This is a genomic window from Gordonia sp. IITR100 (assembly GCF_002009645.1).
In the GTDB taxonomy this organism is placed as follows: domain Bacteria; phylum Actinomycetota; class Actinomycetes; order Mycobacteriales; family Mycobacteriaceae; genus Gordonia; species Gordonia hongkongensis.
On sequence record NZ_MVKV01000002.1, the window covers coordinates 439243 to 462487 of the forward strand.

General features: G+C 68.7%; 20 protein-coding genes and 1 pseudogene. 7 read left to right on the top strand and 14 right to left on the bottom strand.

The window, feature by feature from the left end; all coding sequences use genetic code 11:
* Positions 1-2: 2 nt before the first annotated feature.
* Positions 3-875 carry a LysR family transcriptional regulator gene (locus tag B1818_RS05835; protein WP_058250859.1) on the top strand — a complete coding sequence of 291 codons (873 nt, stop codon included), beginning with the start codon at positions 3-5 and terminating at the stop codon, positions 873-875.
* 57 nt (positions 876-932) lie between these two features.
* Here the strand turns inward: B1818_RS05835 and B1818_RS05840 are convergent, their stop codons facing one another.
* Positions 933-2156, bottom strand: coding sequence for an acetyl-CoA C-acetyltransferase (locus B1818_RS05840; protein ID WP_078112145.1), 1224 nt, complete (start codon positions 2154-2156; stop codon positions 933-935).
* A gap of 46 nt (positions 2157-2202) precedes the next feature.
* On the bottom strand, positions 2203-2964 hold the full coding sequence (gene fabG / locus B1818_RS05845) for a 3-oxoacyl-ACP reductase FabG (protein WP_078112146.1): 762 nt from the start codon (positions 2962-2964) through the stop codon (positions 2203-2205).
* A 201-nt stretch (positions 2965-3165) separates the two neighbouring features.
* On the opposite strand from fabG, the gene B1818_RS05850 reads away from it, so the two are divergent.
* Positions 3166-4356 (top strand): acyl-CoA dehydrogenase family protein, encoded by a 1191-nt coding sequence (locus tag B1818_RS05850; protein WP_065630933.1) that lies wholly within the window; start codon positions 3166-3168, stop codon positions 4354-4356.
* A 45-nt stretch (positions 4357-4401) separates the two neighbouring features.
* On the opposite strand, the gene B1818_RS05855 is transcribed toward B1818_RS05850, so the two are convergent.
* The 4 genes from B1818_RS05855 to B1818_RS05870 all read right to left on the bottom strand — a co-directional run bounded on the left by B1818_RS05855 (position 4402) and on the right by B1818_RS05870 (position 9815).
* Positions 4402-6048 (bottom strand): class I adenylate-forming enzyme family protein, encoded by a 1647-nt coding sequence (locus B1818_RS05855; RefSeq protein WP_078112147.1) that lies wholly within the window; start codon positions 6046-6048, stop codon positions 4402-4404.
* 61 nt (positions 6049-6109) lie between these two features.
* Positions 6110-6874 carry an SDR family NAD(P)-dependent oxidoreductase gene (locus B1818_RS05860; RefSeq protein WP_065630897.1) on the bottom strand — a complete coding sequence of 255 codons (765 nt, stop codon included), beginning with the start codon at positions 6872-6874 and terminating at the stop codon, positions 6110-6112.
* 221 nt (positions 6875-7095) lie between these two features.
* Entirely contained in the window at positions 7096-8229 is a 1134-nt protein-coding gene (locus B1818_RS05865) for a thiolase family protein (RefSeq protein WP_058251438.1), read from the bottom strand.
* A gap of 161 nt (positions 8230-8390) precedes the next feature.
* Positions 8391-9815, bottom strand: coding sequence for an MFS transporter (locus B1818_RS05870; protein WP_078112148.1), 1425 nt, complete (start codon positions 9813-9815; stop codon positions 8391-8393).
* 369 nt (positions 9816-10184) lie between these two features.
* Here B1818_RS05870 and B1818_RS05875 point away from each other — a divergent pair, with 369 nt between their 5' ends.
* Positions 10185-11381 (top strand): acyl-CoA dehydrogenase family protein, encoded by a 1197-nt coding sequence (locus B1818_RS05875; RefSeq protein WP_068972399.1) that lies wholly within the window; start codon positions 10185-10187, stop codon positions 11379-11381.
* Positions 11382-11436: 55 nt separating this feature from the next.
* Entirely contained in the window at positions 11437-12594 is a 1158-nt protein-coding gene (locus tag B1818_RS05880; RefSeq protein WP_065630893.1) for an acyl-CoA dehydrogenase family protein, read from the top strand.
* A 74-nt stretch (positions 12595-12668) separates the two neighbouring features.
* On the opposite strand, the gene B1818_RS24725 is transcribed toward B1818_RS05880, so the two are convergent.
* Positions 12669-13097 (bottom strand): endonuclease domain-containing protein, encoded by a 429-nt coding sequence (locus B1818_RS24725; protein ID WP_368275403.1) that lies wholly within the window; start codon positions 13095-13097, stop codon positions 12669-12671.
* Positions 13098-13388: 291 nt separating this feature from the next.
* Positions 13389-13454: pseudogene (locus tag B1818_RS24730) on the bottom strand (hypothetical protein); the annotation flags it as partial.
* A gap of 239 nt (positions 13455-13693) precedes the next feature.
* Here B1818_RS24730 and B1818_RS05890 point away from each other — a divergent pair.
* The gene (locus B1818_RS05890; protein ID WP_065630932.1) at positions 13694-14575 is read left to right on the top strand and encodes an SGNH/GDSL hydrolase family protein; all 882 of its coding nucleotides are present in this window, start codon (positions 13694-13696) and stop codon (positions 14573-14575) included.
* A gap of 32 nt (positions 14576-14607) precedes the next feature.
* Complete coding sequence (locus B1818_RS05895; protein WP_078112149.1) at positions 14608-16434, top strand: ABC-F family ATP-binding cassette domain-containing protein; 1827 nt, start codon at positions 14608-14610, stop codon at positions 16432-16434.
* A 30-nt stretch (positions 16435-16464) separates the two neighbouring features.
* On the opposite strand, the gene B1818_RS05900 is transcribed toward B1818_RS05895, so the two are convergent.
* The 3 genes from B1818_RS05900 to B1818_RS05910 all read right to left on the bottom strand — a co-directional run bounded on the left by B1818_RS05900 (position 16465) and on the right by B1818_RS05910 (position 19350).
* Positions 16465-17622 carry a lipase family protein gene (locus tag B1818_RS05900; protein ID WP_078112150.1) on the bottom strand — a complete coding sequence of 386 codons (1158 nt, stop codon included), beginning with the start codon at positions 17620-17622 and terminating at the stop codon, positions 16465-16467.
* A 17-nt stretch (positions 17623-17639) separates the two neighbouring features.
* Complete coding sequence (locus B1818_RS05905) at positions 17640-18605, bottom strand: 4-(cytidine 5'-diphospho)-2-C-methyl-D-erythritol kinase (protein ID WP_058251444.1); 966 nt, start codon at positions 18603-18605, stop codon at positions 17640-17642.
* Positions 18606-18681: 76 nt separating this feature from the next.
* Positions 18682-19350: an HAD family hydrolase gene (locus tag B1818_RS05910; RefSeq protein WP_078112151.1), complete on the bottom strand. Its 669-nt coding sequence runs from the start codon at positions 19348-19350 to the stop codon at positions 18682-18684.
* Positions 19351-19491: 141 nt separating this feature from the next.
* On the opposite strand from B1818_RS05910, the gene B1818_RS05915 reads away from it, so the two are divergent.
* Positions 19492-20484, top strand: coding sequence for an LLM class F420-dependent oxidoreductase (locus B1818_RS05915; RefSeq protein ID WP_078112216.1), 993 nt, complete (start codon positions 19492-19494; stop codon positions 20482-20484).
* On the opposite strand, the gene B1818_RS05920 is transcribed toward B1818_RS05915, so the two are convergent.
* From B1818_RS05920 to B1818_RS05930, 3 genes are all read right to left on the bottom strand, one after another.
* Entirely contained in the window at positions 20452-21066 is a 615-nt protein-coding gene (locus B1818_RS05920; protein ID WP_078112152.1) for a GNAT family N-acetyltransferase, read from the bottom strand. The two genes, B1818_RS05915 and B1818_RS05920, sit on opposite strands and share 33 nt — an antisense overlap.
* 128 nt (positions 21067-21194) lie before the next feature.
* Positions 21195-22121 (bottom strand): 16S rRNA (adenine(1518)-N(6)/adenine(1519)-N(6))-dimethyltransferase RsmA, encoded by a 927-nt coding sequence (gene rsmA, locus B1818_RS05925; RefSeq protein WP_078112153.1) that lies wholly within the window; start codon positions 22119-22121, stop codon positions 21195-21197.
* Positions 22085-23236, bottom strand: coding sequence for a resuscitation-promoting factor (locus B1818_RS05930; protein WP_205333112.1), 1152 nt, complete (start codon positions 23234-23236; stop codon positions 22085-22087). Before B1818_RS05930 ends, rsmA begins: the two co-directional genes overlap by 37 nt.
* Positions 23237-23245: the final 9 nt, after the last annotated feature.

The following is a 23245-nucleotide window of genomic DNA, read 5'->3' on the forward strand; positions in this document are numbered from 1 at the left end:
CCATGGAATTGCGACAGGTCGAGTACTTCCTGGCGGTGGTCGAGAACAAGGGCATCGGCGGGGCCGCGTCGGCTCTCGGTGTCGCGCAACCCACAGTGTCCCAAGCACTCCGGGCGCTCGAACGCGAACTCGGAGTCCAGCTGTTCCACCGCATCGGTCGCGGGATGGTCCTGTCGGCGGCCGGGCGCACGATGGTCGGTCCCGCGCGACAGATCGTGCGCGACATGGACGCCGTCGACGATCTGCTCTCCGCCTCGGCGGACGAACTCACCGGCCACCTCGAGATCCTGGCCTTCGCCGCGACCGCGGTCGGGCCCGTCGTCGATCTGGTCGCCCGGTTCCGGGCCGCCTATCCGCGGGTTTCGGTGCGACTCGGCGAGTTACGCGATGAGACCAGGGCCGCGTCGGCCATCGAGGACGGTCATTGCGAGTTCGCCGTCGCCCACCTACCCATCGCCGGCGACGACCTCGAGGTGATCGTGATAGGCGAACACGAACACGTGCTCGTCTACCCGCCGGGCACCGACGTACCCGAGGGCCCGATCCCGCTGAACAATCTGCCGGCGATCCCGATGGTGTTCGTGCCACGCGGCTACTCGGTGGCCGACGAGTTCGAGGAGGCGATCCGCGTCGGGGGCGTCCGTCCGCCGCTGGCTGTGCTGTCGGAGATCCGCGAGGAACGGCTCCCGATGGTGGAGTCCGGAATCGGCGGCACTCTACTCGAACGATCGGTGGCGGAGTCGGCCGACGAGCCGGTCGTGATCCGTGAGATCGAACCGAATGTGGTGCGACCCTTTGCCATCGCATTCCACCCGCCGTCGCTGTCGGCCGTCGGTCAGGCCTTCGTCGACCTCGTGCGCGAAACTGCGGGATGACGGGTGGAACACCGGGCCCCACCGGTGCGGATCAGGTGGGGCCCGGTGAGTCTCGGGTCAGCTGACGCGTTCGAAGACCGCGGCGAGGCCCTGGCCACCGCCGATGCACATGGTCTCCAGCCCGTAGCGGGCCTCGCGCCGGTGCAGTTCACGCGCCAGGGAGGCCAGCATGCGTCCGCCGGTGGCGCCGACCGGGTGGCCCAGCGAGATGCCCGAGCCGTTGACGTTGGTGCGGTCGAAATCGCCGCCGGCACCGAACCGGCCGAAACCCCACTCGCGGGTGACGGCGAGTGCCTGCGCGGCGAACGCCTCGTTGAGCTCGATCACGTCGATGTCGGCGAGCGTCAGACCGGCCTTGGCAAGCGCCTTCTCGGTCGCGGGGACCGGCCCGATCCCCATGGTGCGCGGCGGCACACCGGCCAGACCCCACGACACCAGCTTCACCAGCGGGCGTAGACCCAGCTTCTCTGCGACCTCGGGGGTGGTCACGAGCGCCATCGACGCGGCGTCGTTCTGACCGCTGGCGTTGCCCGCCGTCACCGTCGCGTCCGGATCCGTCTTGCCCATGATCGGCTTCAACTTCGACAGCGACTCGACCGAGACATCCGGGCGTGGATGCTCGTCGGTGTCGATGACCTGATCACCAGATCGCGAAGCCACGGTGACCGGGATGATCTCCTCGGCCAGTACGCCATCCTTCTGGGCGCGGACCGCTCGTTCGTGCGATGCCACAGCCAGCGCGTCCTGCTCCTCCCGGGAGATCTCGTATTCCTTGCGCAGGTTCTCGGCCGTCTCGATCATGCCGCCGGGCACCGGATAGTTCTTGCCGCCGGCGGTCGAGCGCGCCCGGACGAGGCTGTCGTGCATGGCAATTCCGGTGCGGGCCCCGCCCCACCGCATGTCCACCGAGTAGAACGACGCGTTGCTCATCGACTCGGCACCGCCGGCGACCACGACGTCGTTGTCCCCCGAGGACACCTGGTAGGCGGCCTGGATGACGGCCTGTAGTCCCGACCCGCACCGACGATCGATGTGCATGCCGCCCACTGTGATCGGCAACCCGGCATCGAGTCCGATGACTCGTCCCAGGGCGGGCGCCTCGCTGTTGCCGTTGCAGTGACCGAGGATGACGTCCTCAACCTTCTCCGGGTCGAGTCCGGTCCGGTCGAGCATCCCCGTCAGCGCGGCGACCCCGAGATCAACGGCGGTGAGATTCTTGAACATTCCGCCGTAACGGCCGATCGGGGTACGGACCGGTTCGCAGATGACGACGTCGCGCATAGGTGACCTTTCGGTGTCAGAGGAAGCGTGAAGCGGACCGGCGCGGTCACATGAAACGGCCGCCGGTCACCTCGAGGACGGTGCCCGTCATGTACGACGACATGTCACACGCCAGGAACAGCGCGACGCTCGCGACCTCACCGACCTCGCCGGCGCGCCGCATCGGGATCTCCGCCATCTTCTGGTCCCACGCCTTCTGCGGCATCGCCTCGGTCATCGCCGACCGGATGAGGCCGGGCTGGATCGCGTTGACCCGCACGCCGTGATGGGCCATCTCCTTGGCCGCGGCCTTGGTGAGGCCGACGATGCCCGCCTTGGCGGCCGAGTAGTTGGTCTGCCCGACCATGCCGACCTTGCCCGACAGCGACGAGATGTTCACGATCGCACCACGCTTGGCCTCGCGCATGATCGCCGCCGCCTTGCGTGTGCCGTTCCAGGTGCCTTTGAGATGCACCGAGATCACCTGATCGAAATCGTCTTCGGTCATGGTGCGCATCGTCGCGTCCCGGGTGATCCCGGCGTTGTTCACCAGCACATCGAGTGACCCGAACCCGTCGACCGCGGCCGCCAGCAGCGCGTCGACCTCGCCCGCGTCGACGACGTCGCACCTCACCGCGCGGGCCACGTCGCGGCCGCCGAGTTCGTCCGCGGCCGCCTGCGCGGCGTCGAGGCTGAGGTCACCGAGCACGACTCGCGCGCCGGCGTCGACGAACGAGCGGGCGATCTCGAAACCGATGCCCTGGGCTCCGCCGGTCACGACGGCGGTACGACCCTCCAGCAACGCGGCGGCGGGCGGGTGCGATGACATGTATCGGAGTCCTTTCGAGGGCGGCGGGGTGACGGTCGTCGGGCAACCGGTCGCGAAGCGCCGGGCCCGCGGTGAGTGCCGCGGGGACAAATCTATCGAGGTTCCGCCCCGATCGACCCCTCCGCGCTCATACGCAACGGCTATCGCAGCGATCCCGGTTTCGTATTGGACCCCTCGCCCGCCGGCCGCGAGAGTGACAGCATGACCGGAGTGATGCATTCAGCGCGGACGACCTCCTCCGAGGTGGGCGACGAGGACTTCGCCGACATCCTCGCCGCGACGCGCGAGTTCGTCCGCGAGGTGGTGGTCCCGCGGGAGCAGGAGATCCTCGACACCGACGCCATCCCCGACGACATCCGCCAGACGGCGAAGAGCATGGGCCTTTTCGGCTACGCCATCCCGCAGGAGTGGGGCGGTCTCGGCCTCGATCTGACCCAGGACGTCGAACTCGCGATGGAGCTCGGGTACACCTCCCTGGCGCTGCGCTCGATGTTCGGCACCAACAACGGCATCGCCGGCCAGGTCCTCGTCCACTTCGGAACCGATGAGCAGAAGTCGGCGTGGCTGGAGAAGATCGCGTCCGGCGAGGTGGTCGCCTCGTTCGCGCTGACCGAACCGGGGGCCGGGTCCGATCCGGCCGGACTGCGCACGAAGGCCGTCCGCGACGGTGACGACTGGGTGATCACGGGCGAGAAGCGGTTCATCACCAACGCCCCGCTGGCCGATCTGTTCGTCGTGTTCGCACGTACCCGCCCGGCCGACGAGGCGGGCACCGGCATCGCGGTGTTCCTCGTCCCCGCCGACGCCGCCGGCCTCAGCGTCGGCGCCAAGGATCGCAAGATGGGCCAGGAGGGCGCCTGGACCGCGGACGTGCACTTCGACGCCGTGCGGGTGCCGGCGTCGGCACTGGTCGGCGGCAGCGAGGACGTGGGCTACAAGGCCGCGATGATGAGCCTGGCCCGGGGCCGGGTGCACATCGCGGCTCTCTCGGTGGGCACCGCGCAGCGTGCGCTCGACGAGTCGGTCACCTGGGCGGCGACCGCCACCCAGGGCGGTACCGCGATCGGCGAGTTCCAACTGGTCCAGGCCATGCTCGCCGACCAGCAGGCCGGGGTGATGGCCGGACGCGCGCTCGTCCGCGAGGCCGCCCGGGCGTGGGTCGACGACACCGACCGCCGCATCGCCCCGTCGGCTGCCAAGCTGTTCTGCACCGAGATGGTCGGCAAGGTCGCCGATCTCGCCGTGCAGATCCACGGCGGCAGCGGTTACATGCGCGATGTCGCGGTGGAACGCATCTACCGCGAGGTGCGGTTGCTGCGCCTGTACGAGGGCACCAGCGAGATCCAGCGACTCATCATCGGGCGCAACCTGGTCAAGCGCGCGCAGCGCTGACCACACGCGCGTGCGCCGGCGCCTCGGGCGCCGGCGCTGACCCTGTCAGGCGTTCGCCAGGCGCTCCCGCAACGCCACCTTCTGGACCTTGCCGGCCGCCGAGGTGGGCAGCTCGTCGACCACGTACACGTCCCGGATCTTCTTGTAGGGCAACACCTGCGCGGCGACGAAGTCCGACACCGCATCGGCGTCGATGACGTGACCGTCCCGGGCAACGAGAAAGGCCACCGGCTCCTGCCCCACCGCACCCGCCTCCCGGGCGACGACCGCTGCCGCACCGACGTCCGGATGCGTCACCAGGATCTCCTCGAGCTCGCGCGGATACACGTTGTAGCCCTTGTAGATCAGCATGTCCTTCGCACGGTCGCAGATGTAGAGGTACCCGTCGGCGTCGCGGTAGGCGATGTCACCGGTGTCGAGCCACCCGTCGACGAACTGCTCGGCCGTCTTCTCAGGGTGATCGAGATAGCCGTCGGTGACCTGCGGGCCGCGCACCCACAACTGTCCCTTCTCCCCCGGCGCGAGGACGACGGCCGGATCGTCGACGGCGCGGATCTCGATCTGGGTGTCGAACGTCGGCAGACCCACACTCCCGAGCCGGTATCGACCCCCGGACGTCAGGGGCGCCGAGGACACCAGGCACGTCGTCTCGGTGAGGCCGTATCCCTCCACGATCGCCGCTGCCGGGAACGCCTTCTCGAGCTGCTCCAGGGTCACGTGATCGATCGGCGCCGCGCCGGAGGAGACCACCCGCACCGAGGTCAGGTCCCGTGTGGAGACGTCGGGGTGCACGGCGAGCGCATGCCACATCGCGGGACTCCCGGTCACATACGACGCCCGATGCCCCTCGATGAGGGCCAGCATCCGCCCGGGCTCGAAACGACCGGCGAAGACGTGCGTGGCACCGCACAGCAGGAGAAACGACATGTTGATGAGGGCGTGCGCGTGGAACAGCGGGGACACGACGACCGTCGCCGCATGCCCGGGGACCACCCCCGGGTTCTCCGACGACCGGGGAGTGAGGGTCAGAAGACCGTCGGTTCCCACCTCCACGGAATGACCTGCCCGCCAGGCGATCATCTGCGTGACGTTGCCGAGCACGTTGCGGTGCAGGACCCGGACGCCCTTCGAGACACCCGTGGTGCCGCCGGTGAAGGCGAGGTGCGCGACATCGTCGCTCGTGGTCGAGACCGGCCGGGCCGTCTCGTGCCCGACGACGAACTCCGCGAGGGGGACGGTGTCGATGCTCTCCGGCGCATCCGCGGTCCCGTCCACCGTCACCACCGTCGTCAACGCCGTGCTGACGGCGGCGGACAGGAGACGCGCGGACTGCTCGACCTGCGTGAAACCCACGACCGCACCGGTTTCCGCGATCTGACGTCGCAGACCCGGTACGGGCTGCAACGGATTGACCAGGGTCACCGCCGCACCGGCCCGCAGTGATCCGTAGTAGGCGACGACGAACTCGACGCTGTTGGTCAGGTACAGCAGGACCACATCGCGATCGCTCACTCCGGCCGCACGCAACGCCGACGCCGCGGCGGCCGAGCGCACGTCGAGCTCGGTGAACGTGAGCGTCGTCGCGCCGTCGACGACGGCCGCGCGCTCGCCGTAGAGGGCGGCCATACTCGCGGGCAGCACCGCCATCGTGGCGTCGGGATAGCTGAGAGTGGTGGGCGCCGTGGCAGACATCGCGATGAATCCTCTCGAAAGGCGTTGTGGAAGCCGCAGAACGGACGTGCCGGGGTTCGGGTTACCGCGGTGCCATCCGGATCGCCCCGTCGAGTCGAATGGTCTCGCCGTTGAGATAGGTGTTCTCCAGGATCGACGCGGCGAGTTGACCGAACTCCTCCGGCCGACCGAGCCGCGCCGGATTGGGAATGCTCGCGGCGAGCGCATCGCGCACGTCGTCGCGCAACCGGGCGAGCAACGGCGTGTCCATCGTGCCCGGCGCGATGGTGTTGACGCGGATGAGCTTGCTGGCCAGGTCCCGCGCGGCGACCAGCGTCATCCCGACGATGCCCGCCTTCGACGCCGAGTAGTTGATCTGGCCGATCTGTCCCTCGTACGCCGCGACCGACGCGGTCATGATGATGGCGCCCCGCTCCCCGTCGACGGGCTCCTGTCGCGCAATACGTTCCGCGCCGAGCGAGAGCGCATGGAACGACCCCACGAGGTTGAGCTTGATGACGAACTCGAAGTCCTCCACCGAACCCGCCCTGCCCTCCTTGTCCAGGATGCGCATGCGCCGGCCCGCCCCGGCACAGTGCACGAGTCCGCGCAGGCCACCTCGGTCGTCGGCGACATCGAGTGCGGCGGCGAACTGTTCGCGGTCGGTGATGTCGGCGGCCGCGAACGACGCGGCGGCGCCGAGTCCGTCGGCCACGGCCTGACCGTCCGAGGTCGGCAGGTCGATCAGGGTGACCAGGCCGCCGGCGTCGATGACGCGCCGGGCCGTCGCGAGCCCGAGACCGGACGCGCCACCAGTGATCGCGACCGACAGTCCATTGAGTTTCATTGTTATCCAGCACCTTTCGATGAGATTTTCGTGCTCCCAGATGAGCGAGCTCGCGAGCCCGGCCCGGCTCCCTGAGGTGCGAGCGAAGCGAGCCCCCGTTGCTCCCTGAGGTGCGAGCGAAGCGAGCCACGAAGGGCTTCGAAACTTGCCTCACCAGGCCCTTCGTGGCTCGTCGCTTGCGCTCCTCGCACCTCAGGGAGCAGAGGAGCGGAAGCCCGCGGTCAGAGCAGTTCGAGGATGGTGGTGTTGGCCATGCCACCGGCTTCGCACATCGACTGCAGTCCGTACCGGATTCCGTTGTCACGCATGTGATGGACAAGCCGCGTCATGAGGATGGCGCCCGAGCCGCCGAGCGGGTGACCGACGGCGATCGCACCGCCGAGCGGGTTGAGACGCTCGATGTCGGCACCGGTCTCGGCCTGCCAGGCCAGCGGGACCGGGGCGAACGCCTCGTTGATCTCGAAAGCCCCGATGTCGTCGATCGACAGCCCGGATCGCTTGAGCGCCTTGGCCGTGGCCGGGATCGGCCCGGTCAGCATGATCACCGGGTCATCGGCTGCGACGACCGCGGTGTGGATGCGGGCGATCGGCGTGAGACCGTGCGACTTCGCGGTCTCGCCGGACATGATCAGCAGGGCACCCGACCCGTCGGAGATCTGCGAGGAGTTGCCGGCGTGGATCACGCCGTCCTCGCTGAAGGCCGGCTTGAGCTTGGCGAGCGATTCGAGCGTCCCACCGCGGCGGATGCCCTCGTCACCCTCGAGCACCCCCGGGATCGGCGCCAACTGGGCGTCGAACGCACCACGGTCGGCCGCCTGCGCAGCGAGTTCGTGCGAGCGCAGCGAGTACTCGTCGAGGCGGGTGCGGTCCAATCCCCATTTCGCGGCGACCATCTCGGCGCCGATCCCCTGGCTGAACTTGTCGACGCCGTAACGGTCGAGGACCGTGGGCGGCTGATGCTCGCCATTCGGTGCGGCGCTGCCCATCGGGACACGACTCATCGACTCGACCCCGCCGGCTATCACGACATCCTGCTGGCCGGACACCACCGCCGCGGCCGCCATGCTGACCGCCTGCTGGCTGGACCCGCAGGCGCGCGTCACGGTGGTTCCGGGGACGCTCTCGGGCCAGCCGGCGGCGAGCACGGCCGTCCGCGCGACATTGCCCGCCTGCTCGGCGGCTTGGCTGACACATCCCCAGACGACGTCGTCGACGACGGCCGGATCGATGCCGGTCCGCTCGACGAGCGCCTCCAGTACGTGGGCGGACAGGTCGGCGGGATGGATACCGGACAGGGCGCCGCGGCGGCGGCCGATGGGCGCGCGGACCGCGTCGACGATCACTGCATCACGCATGGGGACTCCTCGATGTCAGGGCAAGGGATGAAGTTGTGTCCGACGTGCACCACGCCGGCGGACGCCGATCGCCCGTTGTGACGAGCCGACCACCGGGGCGCTTGGCAGACAAGTCGATTCACACTCACAGTCGATGAGGCCCTACCTATGGGACGCGCGCGTCACGGGGCGGCGCCTTCGACGGCCGGCGCGTGCGGACGCAACCGAGCACGATCGCGCTCGGGATCGGCGAAGACCAGCGCGAGCACCGCGCACACCGCGGCGACGATTCCGAGCACCTGGAACGCGGTGGCGTAACCCTCGGCCGGCGTGGCGGCCGCGTCGACGATGACACCCGTCGCGTACGGCGCGACGAGACCGCCGATCGCCATGATCGCCAGGAAGACACCCAGCGTTCCGGCGGTCTGCCGGGGCGGGCAGATCTCGGCGACGGCCGCATTGAACAGCGGGAACACCGTGGCCGCGAAGCCATAACCGATCGACAGGATCGCGACCGCGACGATCGGCGTGCCGACCGAGGGAAGCAGGAACAGCAGGACGCCGGAGACGAGAACCCCGACCGACGGCACGACGATGCGCAGCATCCGCGAGGTCGCCCCGTTCGAGATCATCCGATCACTCGTGATCGAACTCAGCACCATCAGGAGAAGGCCGACGATCGAGGGGAACGCGAACATCGACCCGGACTGCAGGCGGCTGTACCCCAGCCCCTCTTCGAAGTACGACGGCAACCACGTGAGCACGACACTGACCAGCGCATAAACGCTCATCACGACGAGCGCGCCGGTGACGAACGTGCGTGAGCGGAAGATCGAGATCCACGGCGTCGCGGGTTCGGCGCCGGCACTCGCGGTCGGCGCGTCCTTCGACGTCTTCCCACTCGCGATGTACGGGCCGTTGCGCCAGGTCGACAGCCAGACGACACACCAGACGAGGCCACCGGCGGCAAGGGAGATCAGTGCCCAGCGCCACCCGAAGCTCACTGTGATCACGGCGAGCAGCGGAGCGATCGCGATCTTCGAGATCGACGCGGCACCGGCGAGGAGGGCACCGGGCAAGGCGCGCCGGGCCGGCGGATGCCAGGAGTAGGCCGCCGTGTGCAGGAGCGCCGAACTCGGACCTTCGGCGAGACCGAGGAACAGCCGGCTGAGGACGAGGACCGCGAACGACGCCACCACCACCATGGGGAGCATGGCCGCGGCCCAGCACAGGGCCAGCAGGACCAGCGACCAGCGCAGGGTCATCCAGCGGTTGAGCAGTCCCGCGAAGAATCCGCCGATCGTGAACGTCAGGAAGAACAGGCTGCCGACGAGACCGATCTGCGAGGAGCTCAGGCCCAACTCCTCGCGGAGCGGTTGCGCGATGATGCCCAGCACTGCCTTGTCGGCGTAGTTGATGACGTAGAGGCTGACCAGCAGAGCCGTGAGACCCCAGGCGCCGGCGCGTGATTCGCCGCGTGGGCCGAGACCTCGCGGCGTCTGGGCCGCTTCGAAGTCGACGATGTGGGCGGGACCATCGGGTCCCGTGCGCGCCGCTGACCCGGGCTTGTCGCCGGCTCCTGATCCGGAGGCGGTGGAGACCGTCATGGCATTACCTCTTCCAGCCGAGTGATCTGGGTTGCGATGCGCTCCGTCAGTGTTATGGCTCACATCCATTCCGATTCAAACCAGGGTCGAACCCATGTGACAACGTTCGCTCGGCGAACGACCTGACTGTCGCTGCCTATGTGTCGAGGACACGGCGATGCGAGCGGGGTCATCGGCGATGGCTATCGGACCGATAGGCGCCGGTGGCGCAGCCGAGAGCCATTGGCTCGCGCTATCGCTCCCTTAGTTCACCGCGACTACTTCGCCGGGCCGCCGCCGGGCATGCTGTGAGACGGACGCGTGCCGGTCGCGCACCACGTCCGCCCGACGGTGCGAGCGCACCCCGACCGACTTCGGAGACCAGCCACCATGACCCGCCTCGCGCAGACCCTGGGCCTCACCGAGATCCAGACGGAGATCCTGGCCAACGTCCGTTCGTTCGTCGACAAGCAGATCATCCCCACCGCACAGGAACTCGAGCACGCCGACGAGTATCCGCAGGCCATCGTCGACGGCATGGCCGAGATGGGCCTGTTCGGCCTGATGATCCCCGAGGAGTACGGCGGACTCGGCGAGTCCCTGCTGACCTACGCGTTGTGCGTCGAAGAACTGGCACGTGGATGGATGAGCGTGTCGGGCGTGATCAACACCCATTTCATCGTGGCGTACATGATCCGCCAGCACGGGACCGACGAGCAGAAACAGCGCTTCCTCCCCCGCATGGCGACGGGCGAGGTGCGCGGCGCGTTCTCGATGTCCGAACCGGAACTGGGGTCCGACGTCGCGGCGATCAAGACCAGCGCGAAGCGGGACGGAGACGACGGATACGTCATCAACGGTCAGAAGATGTGGCTGACCAACGGCGGGTCGTCGACTCTCGTTGCCGCTCTTGTCCGTACCGAGGAGGGCAACGAGAAGCCGCACAAGAACCTCACGACGTTCCTGGTGGAGAAGCCGGCCGGCTTCGGCGAGGTACTCCCAGGCCTGACCATCCCGCGCAAGCTGGACAAAATGGGCTACAAGGGCATCGACACCACCGAGCTGATCTTCGACGGTTACCGCGCGCCCGCCACCGACATCCTCGGGGGCGAACCCGGCCGCGGCTTCGCGCACATGATGGACGGCGTCGAGGTCGGGCGCGTCAACGTGTCGGCCCGCGCCTGCGGAATCGCCCAGCGCGCCTTCGAACTCGCGGTGAAGTACGCGCAGCAGCGGTCCACCTTCGGCAAACCCATCGCCGAACACCAGGCCGTTGCGTTCTCGCTGGCCGAGATGGCGACGAAGGTCGAGGCGGCACACCTGATGATGGTCAATGCGGCACGACTGAAAGACTCCGGCGAGCGCAACGACGTCGCCGCCGGGATGGCCAAATACCTGTGCAGTGAGTACTGCGCCGAGGTCACCCAGGCCAGCTTCCGCATCCACGGCGGTTACGGCTACTCGAAGGAATTCGAGATCGAGCGCCTCATGCGCGACGCGCCCTTCCTGCTGATCGGCGAGGGCACCAGCGAGATCCAGAAACAGATCATCTCCAAGGGGCTCCTACGCGAATATCAGGAGCGATGACCACTTGAGGTGAATGTCGTCAGACCCGTCCGCCCACAACAGTTTCGAGGGACCAATGCAGCGTCGCATCTTCACCGAGGACCATGAGTCCTTCCGCAAGACCATCCGTGACTTCATCGCCAAAGAGGTCGCGCCGGTGTACCACGATTGGGAGAAGCAGGGCCATCCGCCGCGCGAGTTCTACAACAGGCTGGGCGAACTCGGCGTCCTGGGCATCGAGGCACCCGAAGAGTTCGGGGGCGGTGGCGTCTCGGACTTCACCTATTCGATGGTGATCGCGGAGGAGACATCGGCGGCCGGTGTCACCTTCGGCAGTTACTCGGTGCACTCGAACCTGATCCTCCCCTACCTCGTCGAGTACGCCACCGACGAACAGAAGCAGCGGTGGTTGCCCGGATTCTGTTCCGGCGAACTCATGTTCGCGATCGCCATGACCGAACCCGGCACCGGGTCGGACCTCGCCAACATCTCGACCACCGCCAAGCTGTCCGAAGACGGGTCGCACTACGTACTCGACGGCGCGAAGACGTTCATCACCGGCGGCGCCCTGGCCGACCGCATCCTGGTCGTCGCCCGGACCGCACCGTTCGACGAGTCGAATCGTCGTGCGGGCCTGTCGATCCTGGTGGTCGACACCTCGTCGGAGGGTTTCGCCGTCGGACGCAAGATCGAGAAGATCGGCCTCAAGGCCTCCGACACCGCCGAGCTCTCGTTCAGCTCGGTCAAGGTGCCGGTCGAGGACCGGCTCGGCGAGGAGGGTGCCGGCTTCTCGTACCTGGCGCACAATCTCGCGCAGGAACGACTCACCATCGCCATCGGGGCGTCGGCCACCGCCGCCGCGGCCGTCCAGCACGCGATCGCCTACACCAAGGAGCGCGACGTCTTCGGCAAACCCGTTGCGGCGTTCCAGAACACCAAGTTCGTCCTCGCCGAGTGCTCCGCCGAGGTCGAGGCCATCCGGCAGTTCGTCGACCGCGCACTCGAACTCCACAACGAGGGTGAGCTCACCGTCCCGGATGCGGCCCGTGCGAAGCTGTTCGCCACCGAGACCGCGGGCAAGGTCATCGACAAGTGCCTGCAGTTGCACGGTGGGTACGGCTATGTCCTGGAGTACCCCATCGCCCGGCTCTACGCCGACACCCGCGTCACGCGGATCTACGGCGGTACCAGCGAGGTCATGAAGACGATCATCGCCAAGGATCTCGGCCTGTAGGTGGTCCAGAGCTCTTCCAAAGTGCGCGATTCGTAACGGTTTCCAGTACGAATCCCGCACTCTGCGGAGGGCGATCAGACGGTCGCTCGTCGCACCTGCGACGCGACGTATCCCGGGCGTTCCACGAGATCCGCCCAGGTGAAGTTCAACACCGTCCAGCCCAGGGCGATGAGGGTGTTGCGGCGGGTGCGGTCGTGCTGGAACGCCTCGGCGTCCCGGTGATGAGCCATGCCGTCGATCTCGACCGCCACCTTCCTCCCGACGAAGGCGAAGTCGATTTCGTAACCGGACACCGGGTGGTTGGCGACCCAACCCGCTATGTCGTGCTCGGCGAACAGTTTCACGGTCAGCCGTTCGGCAGCCGAACGGGCACCAGAACCGACGAGCACGAGCATCTTCGCCATCTCGGTTGCACCACGGCAGCGGCGTCGCCGCTGGTAGGTCTCGAGGAGAGCGTCAACCGTGACCTTCTTGTTCTGAAGTGCCCGGTCGAGTACGTCCATCTTTCCTTCAACGGCGCCTTCGAGGACGGACAACGGCACCGCGGTCACCGTGAGTCCCTTCTCGACCACGACGTCGGCCGCGTCGAGGGATCTCCGGATGACCACCGTCCCCTTCTCCGGCGAACCGTGCCAGCTTCGGGGAGCGGTGACGGTGATCGTCGTCGGCCGCTTGGTCACGAGGCCGTGCCACCACGCGGCCGCGAGTCCGCTGAGAACGGCGTCCGCGGAGACCTGCAGGGTCGCCAGTCGGGTCCGGGTCCGGGCGGTCACCGGATGATCGGCCAGGCGATAGACGCCGGAACTCGCACGAACCCACTCACCGGACTTCACCCGCCGGGCCACCGAGGCACGACTGAGACCGTGCTCGCGGGCCTACGCCGCAGTGATCACGCCGTCGCGCGTGAGGACAAAGGTCCGCAATTCGGGTGCAGTGGCCATGCAGTTGTAGACGCATCCCCCGTCGCGCCGGTTCCACTTCCCGCACAGTGCGGGATTCGTGCCGGTTTCCAATACGGATCCCGCACTCTGTCGTCGGACACGAGGTCGTGCCTTAAGATTCCCTGAGCAAACTCGGTGGGCAGTGGAAGCGGTGTTCGGTGGTAGGCAGGTTTCGGGGCGGGGTCCAGATCTTGGCGACGGTGCTGGTCACCGCGTTCGTGGTGTCGATGATGGCGGCGGTGGCCGCGCCCGCGCAGGCGGCCCCGACGCGCTACACCGGCGGTACCTACGTCGCTCTCGGTGATTCGCGTGCGTCCGGCAGCTTCTACACCCCGACGCCCGCCTACTTCGGCGGATGCAAGCGGTCGGCGTTCAACTACCCCACCCTCGTCGCCGCCGCGACCCTGCCGCGACGCTTCATCGACGCCTCGTGTGCGGGCGCGCAGTCGGCACATCTGTACCGGGCCCCGCAGCACACCAGCGGTGGCACGAAACCCATTCAGCTGCACCTGGTTCCGCGCGACGCTCAGCTGATCACCGTGAGCATCGGCGGCAACGACATGCGGTGGGGCGCGATCTTCGGCCAGTGCCGGACCCCGGCGTTCACCGACCGGCGCTGCCGCCACAACCGTGCCCTCGAGAACGAGGTCCGGTGGCGGATCGAACTCATGGAGAACCGCGTCACCCCCGCTCTGCGCGCGATCCGGAACAAGGCGCCGCACGCCCAGATCATCGTCGTCGGTCTGGGCGGCTTCATCGGGTTCACCGGGTGCTGGCCGCTGGTCCCGCTGAGTGACCCCGACGCCCGGTGGATGCGCGAGGTCTTCAACCGTGCCAACGGCGCGCTCTGGCGGGCGTCGACCGAGGTCGGCGGCACCTTCATCGACGCCAACCGAGGATCGGCGGGACACGATGCCTGCAACCTCATCAACCCCTGGTACGAGAGCGCGCTGTCGAATCGGATCGCGCTGCCCTTCCACGTCAACCAGGCCGGCGCCGTCGCGTTCGCGGCCATGATCAACGGGGCCATCCGCCGTTAGGCCGAGACCGGTCACCCACTAGCGTTTGTCGGGTGGCTCATCTACTCGGCGCGGAAACCCTAGGCCTCGAATACCCGACCACCAAGGTCTTCGAGTCGGTGTCCCTCGGGGTCAACGAGGGCGACCGGATCGGCATCGTGGGCCGAAACGGCGACGGTAAGTCGAGCCTGCTGGCGATGCTCGCCGGACGGATGCAACCCGATTCCGGTCGCGTCACCGTCCGCGGCGGCGTCCGCATCGGCGTGCTGGACCAGGTCGACGTCTTCGACGACGACGAGACCGTCGGGCACGCCGTCGTCGGCGACCGTCCCGAACACGAATGGGCGGGCGACGCGAAGGTCCGCGACGTCATCGGCGGGTTGCTCGGCGACGTCGAATGGACAGCGCCCACCAGTTCGTTGTCGGGTGGTCAGCGCCGCCGCGTGTCGCTGGCACGACTCCTCGCGGGCGAGCATGACGTCCTCGCGCTCGACGAGCCGACCAACCACCTCGACGTCGAGGCCATCACCTGGCTCGCCGACCACCTGAAGCGACGCTGGCCGGCCAACGCCGGCGGACTGCTGGTGGTCACCCACGACCGGTGGTTCCTCGACGAGGTGTGCACGGTCACCTGGGAGGTCCACGACCGCATCGTCGAACCCTTCGAGGGTGGCTACGCGGCGTACATCCTGCAGCGGGTGGAACGGGACCGGCAGGCCGCCGCGATCGAGGCACGACGACAGAATCTCGCCCGCAAGGAACTGGCCTGGCTCCGCCGCGGCGCGCCGGCCCGGACGTCGAAGCCGAAGTTCCGCATCGACGCGGCCAATGCCCTCATCGCCGACGTCCCACCGGTCCGCGACACGGTCGCCCTGCAGTCACTGGCCACCGCTCGTCTGGGCAAGGACGTCGTCGACCTGCTCCACGTGTCGGTCTCCTACGGTGACCGCACCGTCCTCGACGGCGTCGAGTGGCGGCTGGCGCCCGGTGAGCGCACCGGCATACTCGGGGTCAACGGCGCGGGCAAGTCGACGCTGCTCGGCCTCATCGCCGGAACCGTGGAACCGACCGGCGGCCGGGTCAAACGCGGCAAGACGGTCAAGGTCGCCACCCTGACCCAACGCCTCGACGACCTCGACCGGTACCTCGACGACCCGGTGCGGGTGGTCATCGCGCAGTTGCAGACCACGTACACCTTCGGTTCCGGGTCGAAGGCACAGGAACTGTCGCCGTCGCAGTTGCTCGAGCGGCTCGGCTTCGACGGCGCGCAGCTCTCGACCCCGGTCCGCGACCTCTCGGGCGGGCAGAAGCGGCGGCTGCAGTTGCTGCTCATCCTGCTCGACGCGCCGAACGTGCTGATCCTCGACGAGCCGACCAACGACCTCGACACCGACATGCTCGCCGCGCTCGAGGACCTGCTGGACTCGTGGCCCGGCACGCTGATCGTCGTCTCGCACGACCGGTACTTCCTGGAGCGGGTCACCGATCAGCAGTTCGCCGTCCTCGACGGCGGGCTCCGCCACCTCCCCGGCGGCGTCGACGAGTTCTTGAGACTCCGCTTGGCACAGGCGAAGACGTCGGGTTCCGGATCGACATCGGGCGGATCCGGTACGAGCGCCACAGCTTCGGGGAACGGCGGCGTGTCGGGCTCGACCCTCAGCGGCGCCGAGCTGCGCGCGGCCAACAAGGAGCTCGCCTCGCTCGAGCGTCGGATCGACAAGCTGCACAGCAAGATCGATGCTGCCCGGACCGCGCTGGCCGACCATGATCAGTCCGACTACCAAGGCCTTGCCGCGGAGACGGAGAGCATCCGCAGCATGGAAACCGAACTCGAGGAACTCGAGGAACGCTGGATGGAACTCGGCGAGAGCGTCGAGTGATCGACTCCGCGAGAACCGGTCGGCCCGACCTCAACGGCCGAACGACTCCCGGATCGCGGCCAGCACGTCCGGCAGCGACTCGTCGACGACGCCGCTGTGATCGGCCCGCGCGTAGGTCTTGAGGTCCACATCCGTGCCGGCGTCGCGCATCGCGGACCGCAGTGAACGACTCAGCGGGTACGGCAGGACGGGATCGAGAAGACCATGTGCGAGCGTGACTTTCACCGGGTAGCCGGAGACGGGCACCTCGGCGTACTCCCGCAGGGCGTCCCGGAAGTCCTGCTTCGCGGTGAACGACGACGCCACGAGTGAGCCCGGCGGCACCGACCGCAACGCGTCCACGACATCCCCGTTGCACCGGGCACGCGCGCGGTCGAGGAAGCGCTTGCCGTCCGACGTCAGGGAATCGGCGACGCGGAGTTCTGGATTCGCGTGGTCGAGGCCGGCGAGGGTGAACAGGAACGGCGCACTCAGCACATTGAGCGCGCCGAGGCCGGGCACGCGGGGACCGAACAGACCGAACAGGTTCTCGAGCGACGAGACCGGGGCGATCGCGATGATGCCGGCGACCGGCAGTTCCGGTGCGAATTCCGCGGCGAGACGGCCCGCGTGCAGCGCAGCGTGGCCGCCCTGGGAGTGCCCGGTCGACACCCAGCGTGATCCGAGCGAGGCGTCGACCGACCGCGCCGCGCGGATCATGTCGATCACCGAGTGAGCCGCCGCGCGACCGCCGAGGTATTCGGTCTCCCCCGCCGACCCGAGCCCCGCGTAATCGGTTGCCGTGACCGCGAACCCGGCGTCGAGCGCCGCGCGCACCGGGGCCTCGACACCGTCGCCCAGCCGGTGCAGGGTCGGCGCGCACTCGTCGGCCAGGCCGACCGTCCCGTGTGCCCAGGACACCACGGGCCAGCCACCGGCGGGCGGCGTACCCTTCGGCACCCAGTACACGCCGCTCGACATCGCCGGGCGGCCGTTCTGATCGCGCGTCGCATAGGTCAGGCGGGTGCCCGAGCCGGCCGCCGACGGGAGTTCGTCGTCGGGAACCTCGGAGGTGGTGAAGACGAAACCGTCGGCGGGTGCGGCGGCCGTCGACGGGCCGGCCGTGACGATGCAGAGCGCGAGCAGTAGAGCGACGACTGCGCTGACCGCGAGCAGTGGGGCGACGACTGCGGAGGGTCTGCGGGACATCAGGCAACCGTAGGCGATCAGTGGCGGACGTCGGCTCCGAGGACGCGCGTACCGGCGGCGGGACCGCTGGCGGTGCGGACCGACCGGGCGACGCCGGCGCCGGACAGTTCGGCGGCGACGTTCACCGCGCCGGTCTCGTCGGCGCACAGGAAGGCGCATGTCGGACCGGAGCCGGACACGATGCCGCCCAGTGCTCCGGCGTCGATTCCGGCACGCAGGGTCCGGCGGAGGGTGGGTTGCAGCGACAGCGCCGCCGGTTGTAGGTCGTTGTGCAGCAGGGGCGCCACCGCATGCGGGTCGCCGGACGCCAGAGCCTGCATGAGTTCGTCCGGGCGGCGGAGGAGGTCCCGCTCGTCGTCGGTGGCGCATTCTCCGGAACGGCTGTCGCGCAGCCGATCCAGTTCGCGGTACACCGCGGGCGTGGACAGTCCGTCGCGTGCGAGCGCGAGCACCCAGTGGAAGTCACCGCGGGAGAGGACCTGCATCAGCCGCTCGCCGCGTCCGGTACCCAGGGCGGTGTTGCCGTGCAACGCGAACGGGACGTCGCTGCCCAGGTCCGCCGCGATCGCGGCGAGGTCGTCGCGGCCGATGTCGAGCTTCCACAGGGCGGCGAGTGCGACCAGCGCCCCGGCGGCATCCGCGCTGCCACCGGCCATGCCCCCGGCCACCGGGATCGTCTTGTCGATGTCGATCGCGACCTTGCCGGGACGGTCCGCCCACTCGGCAAGTGCCAGCGCCGCCCGGACCGCCAGGTTGGACTCGTCCGTCGGGACCGACCCGGCGCCTTCGCCACGAACCGTGATGCTCATCTCGTTGGCCCGGGCGACCCTGATGTCGTCGTGCAGGGACAGCGCCTGGAAGACGGTCACGAGGTCGTGGTAGCCGTCCTCGCGGCGCGGACCGACCCCGAGGTGCAGATTGACTTTCGACGGAGCCCGCGCGGTGACGGAGTCCGACACCACAGACAGCGACGTTCGCGACACAATGATCCAGCCTAGCGCCCCGGCGTCGGCCCCGCGCCCACCGATGCGGTCGGTCCGGCGATCCAGCCGCCGTCGATCAGGGGCGCCAGCCGCGGTCGACGAGTTCACCGACGTGCTCGACGACCAGCACCGCGCCCGCGTCGCGCAACTCACCCTCCGCGAATCCACCGGACCGTACCGCCACGCACTCCGCCGGCAGGCGATGCGCCGAGGCCACATCCCACACGGTGTCGCCGACGACGACGGCCTTACCGCCGCCGGCCTCGTCCAGGGCGACCGACAGGATGTCGGGCGCCGGTTTGGACGAATCGGCGTCGTCCGAGGTGGTCACGGCGGCGAAGTCGTTCCGCGACAATCCCATCGACTCGAGCGCGGCGTCGGTGAACTCCGACTTGCCCGACGACGCGAGCGCCACCCGGTAGCCGGCGTCCAGCAGTCCCTTCACCAGATCGGCCGCGCCGGGCAGGGGCCGCACGTCGGGCAGCAGGTCGCGATAGGCCTCCTCCCACTCGTCGCGCAAGGTGTCGCCGAGCGATTCCTCCACGTCGTCGCCGAGCAGCTCGCCGACGAGCCGGTCGCCGCCCATGCCGATCGCCCGGTGCACCTGCCACCACTGCGAAATCAGGTCGTGAGCAGCGAAGGCCCGCATCCACGCCAATGCGTGGAGGTAGGTGGAGTCGACGAGCGTACCGTCGACATCGAGCAGCACGGTGTCGATCGACCCATCCGCGTTCTGGTCTGGCATCTGCGCCTCGTTTCCGGGGTCGAGAACCGCGCCCCGTCGTCGAACGTCCGTCGTCCGGGCACCACTGTCTCGAGCGTCCCGGGTTTCGGACCCATGACTCACGGCTACACCGAAGCGACCCATCTCGCAGAGGAGACCTCCATGGCAACACGTTTCGGCTACACCCTGATGACCGAGCAGGCAGGCCCGAAAGAGCTGGTGCGGTACGCCGTCGGCGCCGAAGACGCCGGCTTCGACTTCGAGGTGTCGAGCGACCACTACTTCCCGTGGCTCTCGGCCCAGGGACACGCACCGTACGCGTGGACGGTCCTCGGAGCCGTGGCCCACGCGACCGAGCGGGTCGACCTGATGACCTACGTGACGTGCCCGACGATCCGCTACCACCCGGCGATCATCGCGCAGAAGGCTGCGACGCTGCAGATCCTCGCCGACGGTCGCTTCACTCTCGGCCTCGGCTCGGGCGAGAACCTCAACGAGCACGTCGTCGGAGAGGGCTGGCCCTCGGTCGCCGACCGCCAGGACATGCTCGCCGAGGCGATCGAGATCATCCGCACACTGCACACCGGTGAGCTCGTCGACTTCCGCGGCGAGTTCTTCCAGGTCGACGCCGCCCGGATCTGGGATCTGCCCGACCAGCCCGTCCCGATCGGCGTCGCAGTGGCGGGCAACGCGGGTATCGAGACCTTCGGGCCACTGGCCGACCACCTGATCGCCGTCGAACCCGACGCCGACTTCATCAAGGCGTGGAACGAACATTCGTCGACCCCGACCGTCGACGGGCAGCGGTCCCGCGCGATCGGGCAGATCCCCATCAGCTGGGATCCCGACCGCGACAAGGCGATCGAGCGCGCCCACGATCAGTTCCGGTGGTTCGCCGGCGGGTGGGATGTCAACGCCGACCTGCGCACCACCGCGGGCTTCGCCGCAGCGACGCAGTTCGTCACGCCGGACGACGTCGCGGGCAACATCCCCTGCGGCCCGGACCTCGACCAGATCGTCGAGGCGGTGAAACCCTTCTGGGAGGCGGGGTTCACCGACATCGCGCTGGTGCAGATCGGGGGCGACACCCAGGATGCGTTCCTGCGCGACGCCGCTCCCGAGCTACTGGAGAAACTGCGCGCCGCGTCGAACTGAGTCCGATTGCTCGAGGTTCCAGGACTGCGGGGTGCGGTCCTCGCCCACCCGCAGCACGGCGGTGTGCACATCGCCGACGTGGCGACCCGACGGGAGCTGATCGATCTCGTCCTCGGGGCGTCGGCCGGTGTAGCGGAAGCCGGCCGACGCCGCCAGCCGCGCCGAGGCCACGTTGTCGACCAGCGCCCGCCAGATCACGCGATCGAACCCGGCTCCGCCGTCGGCGGGGTCGGCGAAGGCGTGGTCGAGGACCGCGGCGAGCGCCTCGGTGAGGTAGCGATGGCCCCGATGCGACGGCGCGCACCAATAGCCCAGTGACGCAACGCCTTTCTCGACGGTTCGCAGTCCGATGGTGCCGACGAGTTCACCGACGGGGATCTCGATCGTCCACACCGACGACCCGGCGGCCGGGGCGATGTCGCGGACGAAATGTTCGGCGTGCGCACGCGTATACGGGACCGGGACCAGTGTGAAGCGCTGGATGTCCGGGTCCTGGCAGGCGCGGAAGATCGGTTCGATGTCACGATCGGCGGGTGCGCGCAGCCGCAGCCTCGGCGTCGTCAGAGTCTGTGGTGGAACCATGCCGGACCTCGTCGTCGATGCTGCGGATGCACAACACGGTACGAGCCTCTCCCCGCCGACGGCGAGCGGTTTTGCGCCGGCCCCACGACGAGCCGCGGTCTCCCGCGATCAGCGACCCGGCGTCGGGATCAAGTCGTGCGCGCGAGGCGGACGAAGTCGTCGACGTCGAGCTTCTCGCCCCGCACACCCGGATCGATACCGGCCTCACGGAGCCGGCGCTCGGCTTCGGCCGCCGAACCGGCCCAGCCGGCCAGCGCCGAGCGCATCGTCTTGCGTCGCTGGGCGAATGCGGCGTCGATCGCGGCGAACACCTGTTGCCGCACAACGGGATCGGTCGAGTGGTCGTCGGTTCGTTCGATGCGGGCGAGACCCGACTCTACCTTGGGTTCGGGCCAGAAGACGTTGCGTCCCACCGCACCGGCCCGGCTCACACGACCGTGGTAGCGCGCCTTGACGCTCGGCACCCCGTAGGTGCGGCTGCCCGGGCCGGCGGCGAGGCGGTCAGCGACCTCGGCCTGCACCATGACGAGGGCGGTGGTGATCTCCGGGAAGAGTCCGAGCAGGTGCAACAGGACCGGCACCGACACGTTGTACGGCAGGTTCGCGACCAGCGCGGTGGGGACCACCGGCAGGTCGTCGCGCGTCACCTGTAGCGCGTCGGCGAGGATGACCTCGAAGTTGCCCTGCCGACTCGGGGCATACTCCGCGATCGTCGCCGGAAGACGTTCCGCGAGCACCGGATCGATCTCGATGGCGACGACCCTGCCCGCCGTCCCGAGGAGGGCGAGGGTCAGTGAGCCCAAGCCCGGACCGACCTCGAGGACGGTGTCGTCGGGCCCGACCCCCGATGCCGCGACGATCCTTCGCACGGTGTTCGCGTCGTGGACGAAGTTCTGTCCGAGAGTCTTGGTCGGCCGGACGCCGACCTCCGCCGCGAGCTCCCTGATCTGTGCCGGCCCGAGGAGACGCGGAGCCTCGTCGGGCGCGCCGTCGGGTGAACCCGCTGTCGAGTCGCTGATCAGCGCAGGCCCAGCTTGGACGAGCAGGACGGCCATGCGCCCCAGCCCTGGACCGCCTGGGTCTTCTTCGCGATGGCGATCTGTTCTTCGCGGGTCGCGAGGTCGGCGCGCGGCGCGTACTCGAGTCCGCCCCAGCGTTCCCAGGTGTTCTGGTCGAACTGGACGCCGCCGTAGAAGCCGTTGCCGGTGTTGATCGCCCAGTTGCCGGTCGCCTCGCACGCGGCGAGCGCGTCCCACACCGACCCCGGCGGCACGAACGGCGCACCCGGCTTGGTGCCGATGCGAACGGTGGCCGCGACGGGCTCGCTGAGCACCTCGCTGGTCAGCTTGTCGCGCTTGACGACCCGACCGTTCACGGTGGTCACCTTGTAGGTAACACGCGCCTCGCCGGGCGTGCCCTTCTTCTCGACGACCTTGCGGTCGCGGACGAGGGTCGGGTCCTCTTTCTTGACCTCCGGCGGGGCGACCGGTTCGGTGAGCGTGACGTCCTCGGTCTTGATCCGGGTGACGACGATCTTGAGGTTCGGGGTGATCTTGGTGTCGGCGGCCGGGGTGACCTTGTCTTCGGCGCCCAGCGGGGTGCCGAGCGACTCGAGCAGATCCTTGACGGTGTGCGCGGCGACGGTCGGGCGCTTGCGGGCCGGTCCGTCGACGAGGTTCACCGGCTTGGGCAGCGCGACCTCGATCTGACCGCCGTCGACCGGCAGTTCCTCGCCGAAGGCGGTCTCCTCGGCGGCGTGGGTCAGTCCGCGTTCGGCCATCAACTGGTCCACGGTCGAGGCGTTGGTGACGATGGTCTCGCGCTTGCCCTCGATGTCGAGGGTGAGTTCCTTGAGCTTGTTGACCTTGATGGTCTGGCCGTCGCCGAAGCCCGAGTCGGGTGCCGGACTCACCTTGTCACCGTCGGCGGGCGCCAGCCCCTCCGACTCGAGGAGACTCTCGACGGACATCGCCATGGTGGACACGTGCCGGATGTCGCCGTCCACGTCGATCGCGACGTTCTTGTGCATGCTGACGCCCATGACCCCGCCGGCCGCGACGGTGGCGCACACGGCGCCGACGGCGACGCGGACACGCAACGACTTCGAGCCGTTGATCTTGGCGAACACCGAACCCGACGATGTCGGAGCGGACGGCTCCGGGTTCGACAGTTCGGGGTT

Bases quoted from the DNA above. Each gene is read 5' to 3' on its own strand.
- B1818_RS05835 (WP_058250859.1), top strand. From the start codon at position 3: ATGGAATTGCGACAGGTCGAGTACTTCCTGGCGGTGGTCGAGAACAAG.
- B1818_RS05840 (WP_078112145.1), bottom strand. From the start codon at position 2,156: ATGCGCGACGTCGTCATCTGCGAACCGGTCCGTACCCCGATCGGCCGT.
- fabG (WP_078112146.1), bottom strand. From the start codon at position 2,964: ATGTCATCGCACCCGCCCGCCGCCGCGTTGCTGGAGGGTCGTACCGCC.
- B1818_RS05850 (WP_065630933.1), top strand. From the start codon at position 3,166: ATGACCGGAGTGATGCATTCAGCGCGGACGACCTCCTCCGAGGTGGGC.
- B1818_RS05855 (WP_078112147.1), bottom strand. From the start codon at position 6,048: ATGTCTGCCACGGCGCCCACCACTCTCAGCTATCCCGACGCCACGATG.
- B1818_RS05860 (WP_065630897.1), bottom strand. From the start codon at position 6,874: ATGAAACTCAATGGACTGTCGGTCGCGATCACTGGTGGCGCGTCCGGT.
- B1818_RS05865 (WP_058251438.1), bottom strand. From the start codon at position 8,229: ATGCGTGATGCAGTGATCGTCGACGCGGTCCGCGCGCCCATCGGCCGC.
- B1818_RS05870 (WP_078112148.1), bottom strand. From the start codon at position 9,815: ATGACGGTCTCCACCGCCTCCGGATCAGGAGCCGGCGACAAGCCCGGG.
- B1818_RS05875 (WP_068972399.1), top strand. From the start codon at position 10,185: ATGACCCGCCTCGCGCAGACCCTGGGCCTCACCGAGATCCAGACGGAG.
- B1818_RS05880 (WP_065630893.1), top strand. From the start codon at position 11,437: ATGCAGCGTCGCATCTTCACCGAGGACCATGAGTCCTTCCGCAAGACC.
- B1818_RS24725 (WP_368275403.1), bottom strand. From the start codon at position 13,097: ATGGACGTACTCGACCGGGCACTTCAGAACAAGAAGGTCACGGTTGAC.
- B1818_RS05900 (WP_078112150.1), bottom strand. From the start codon at position 17,622: ATGTCCCGCAGACCCTCCGCAGTCGTCGCCCCACTGCTCGCGGTCAGC.
- B1818_RS05910 (WP_078112151.1), bottom strand. From the start codon at position 19,350: ATGCCAGACCAGAACGCGGATGGGTCGATCGACACCGTGCTGCTCGAT.
- B1818_RS05915 (WP_078112216.1), top strand. From the start codon at position 19,492: ATGGCAACACGTTTCGGCTACACCCTGATGACCGAGCAGGCAGGCCCG.
- B1818_RS05920 (WP_078112152.1), bottom strand. From the start codon at position 21,066: ATGGTTCCACCACAGACTCTGACGACGCCGAGGCTGCGGCTGCGCGCA.
- rsmA (WP_078112153.1), bottom strand. From the start codon at position 22,121: ATGGCCGTCCTGCTCGTCCAAGCTGGGCCTGCGCTGATCAGCGACTCG.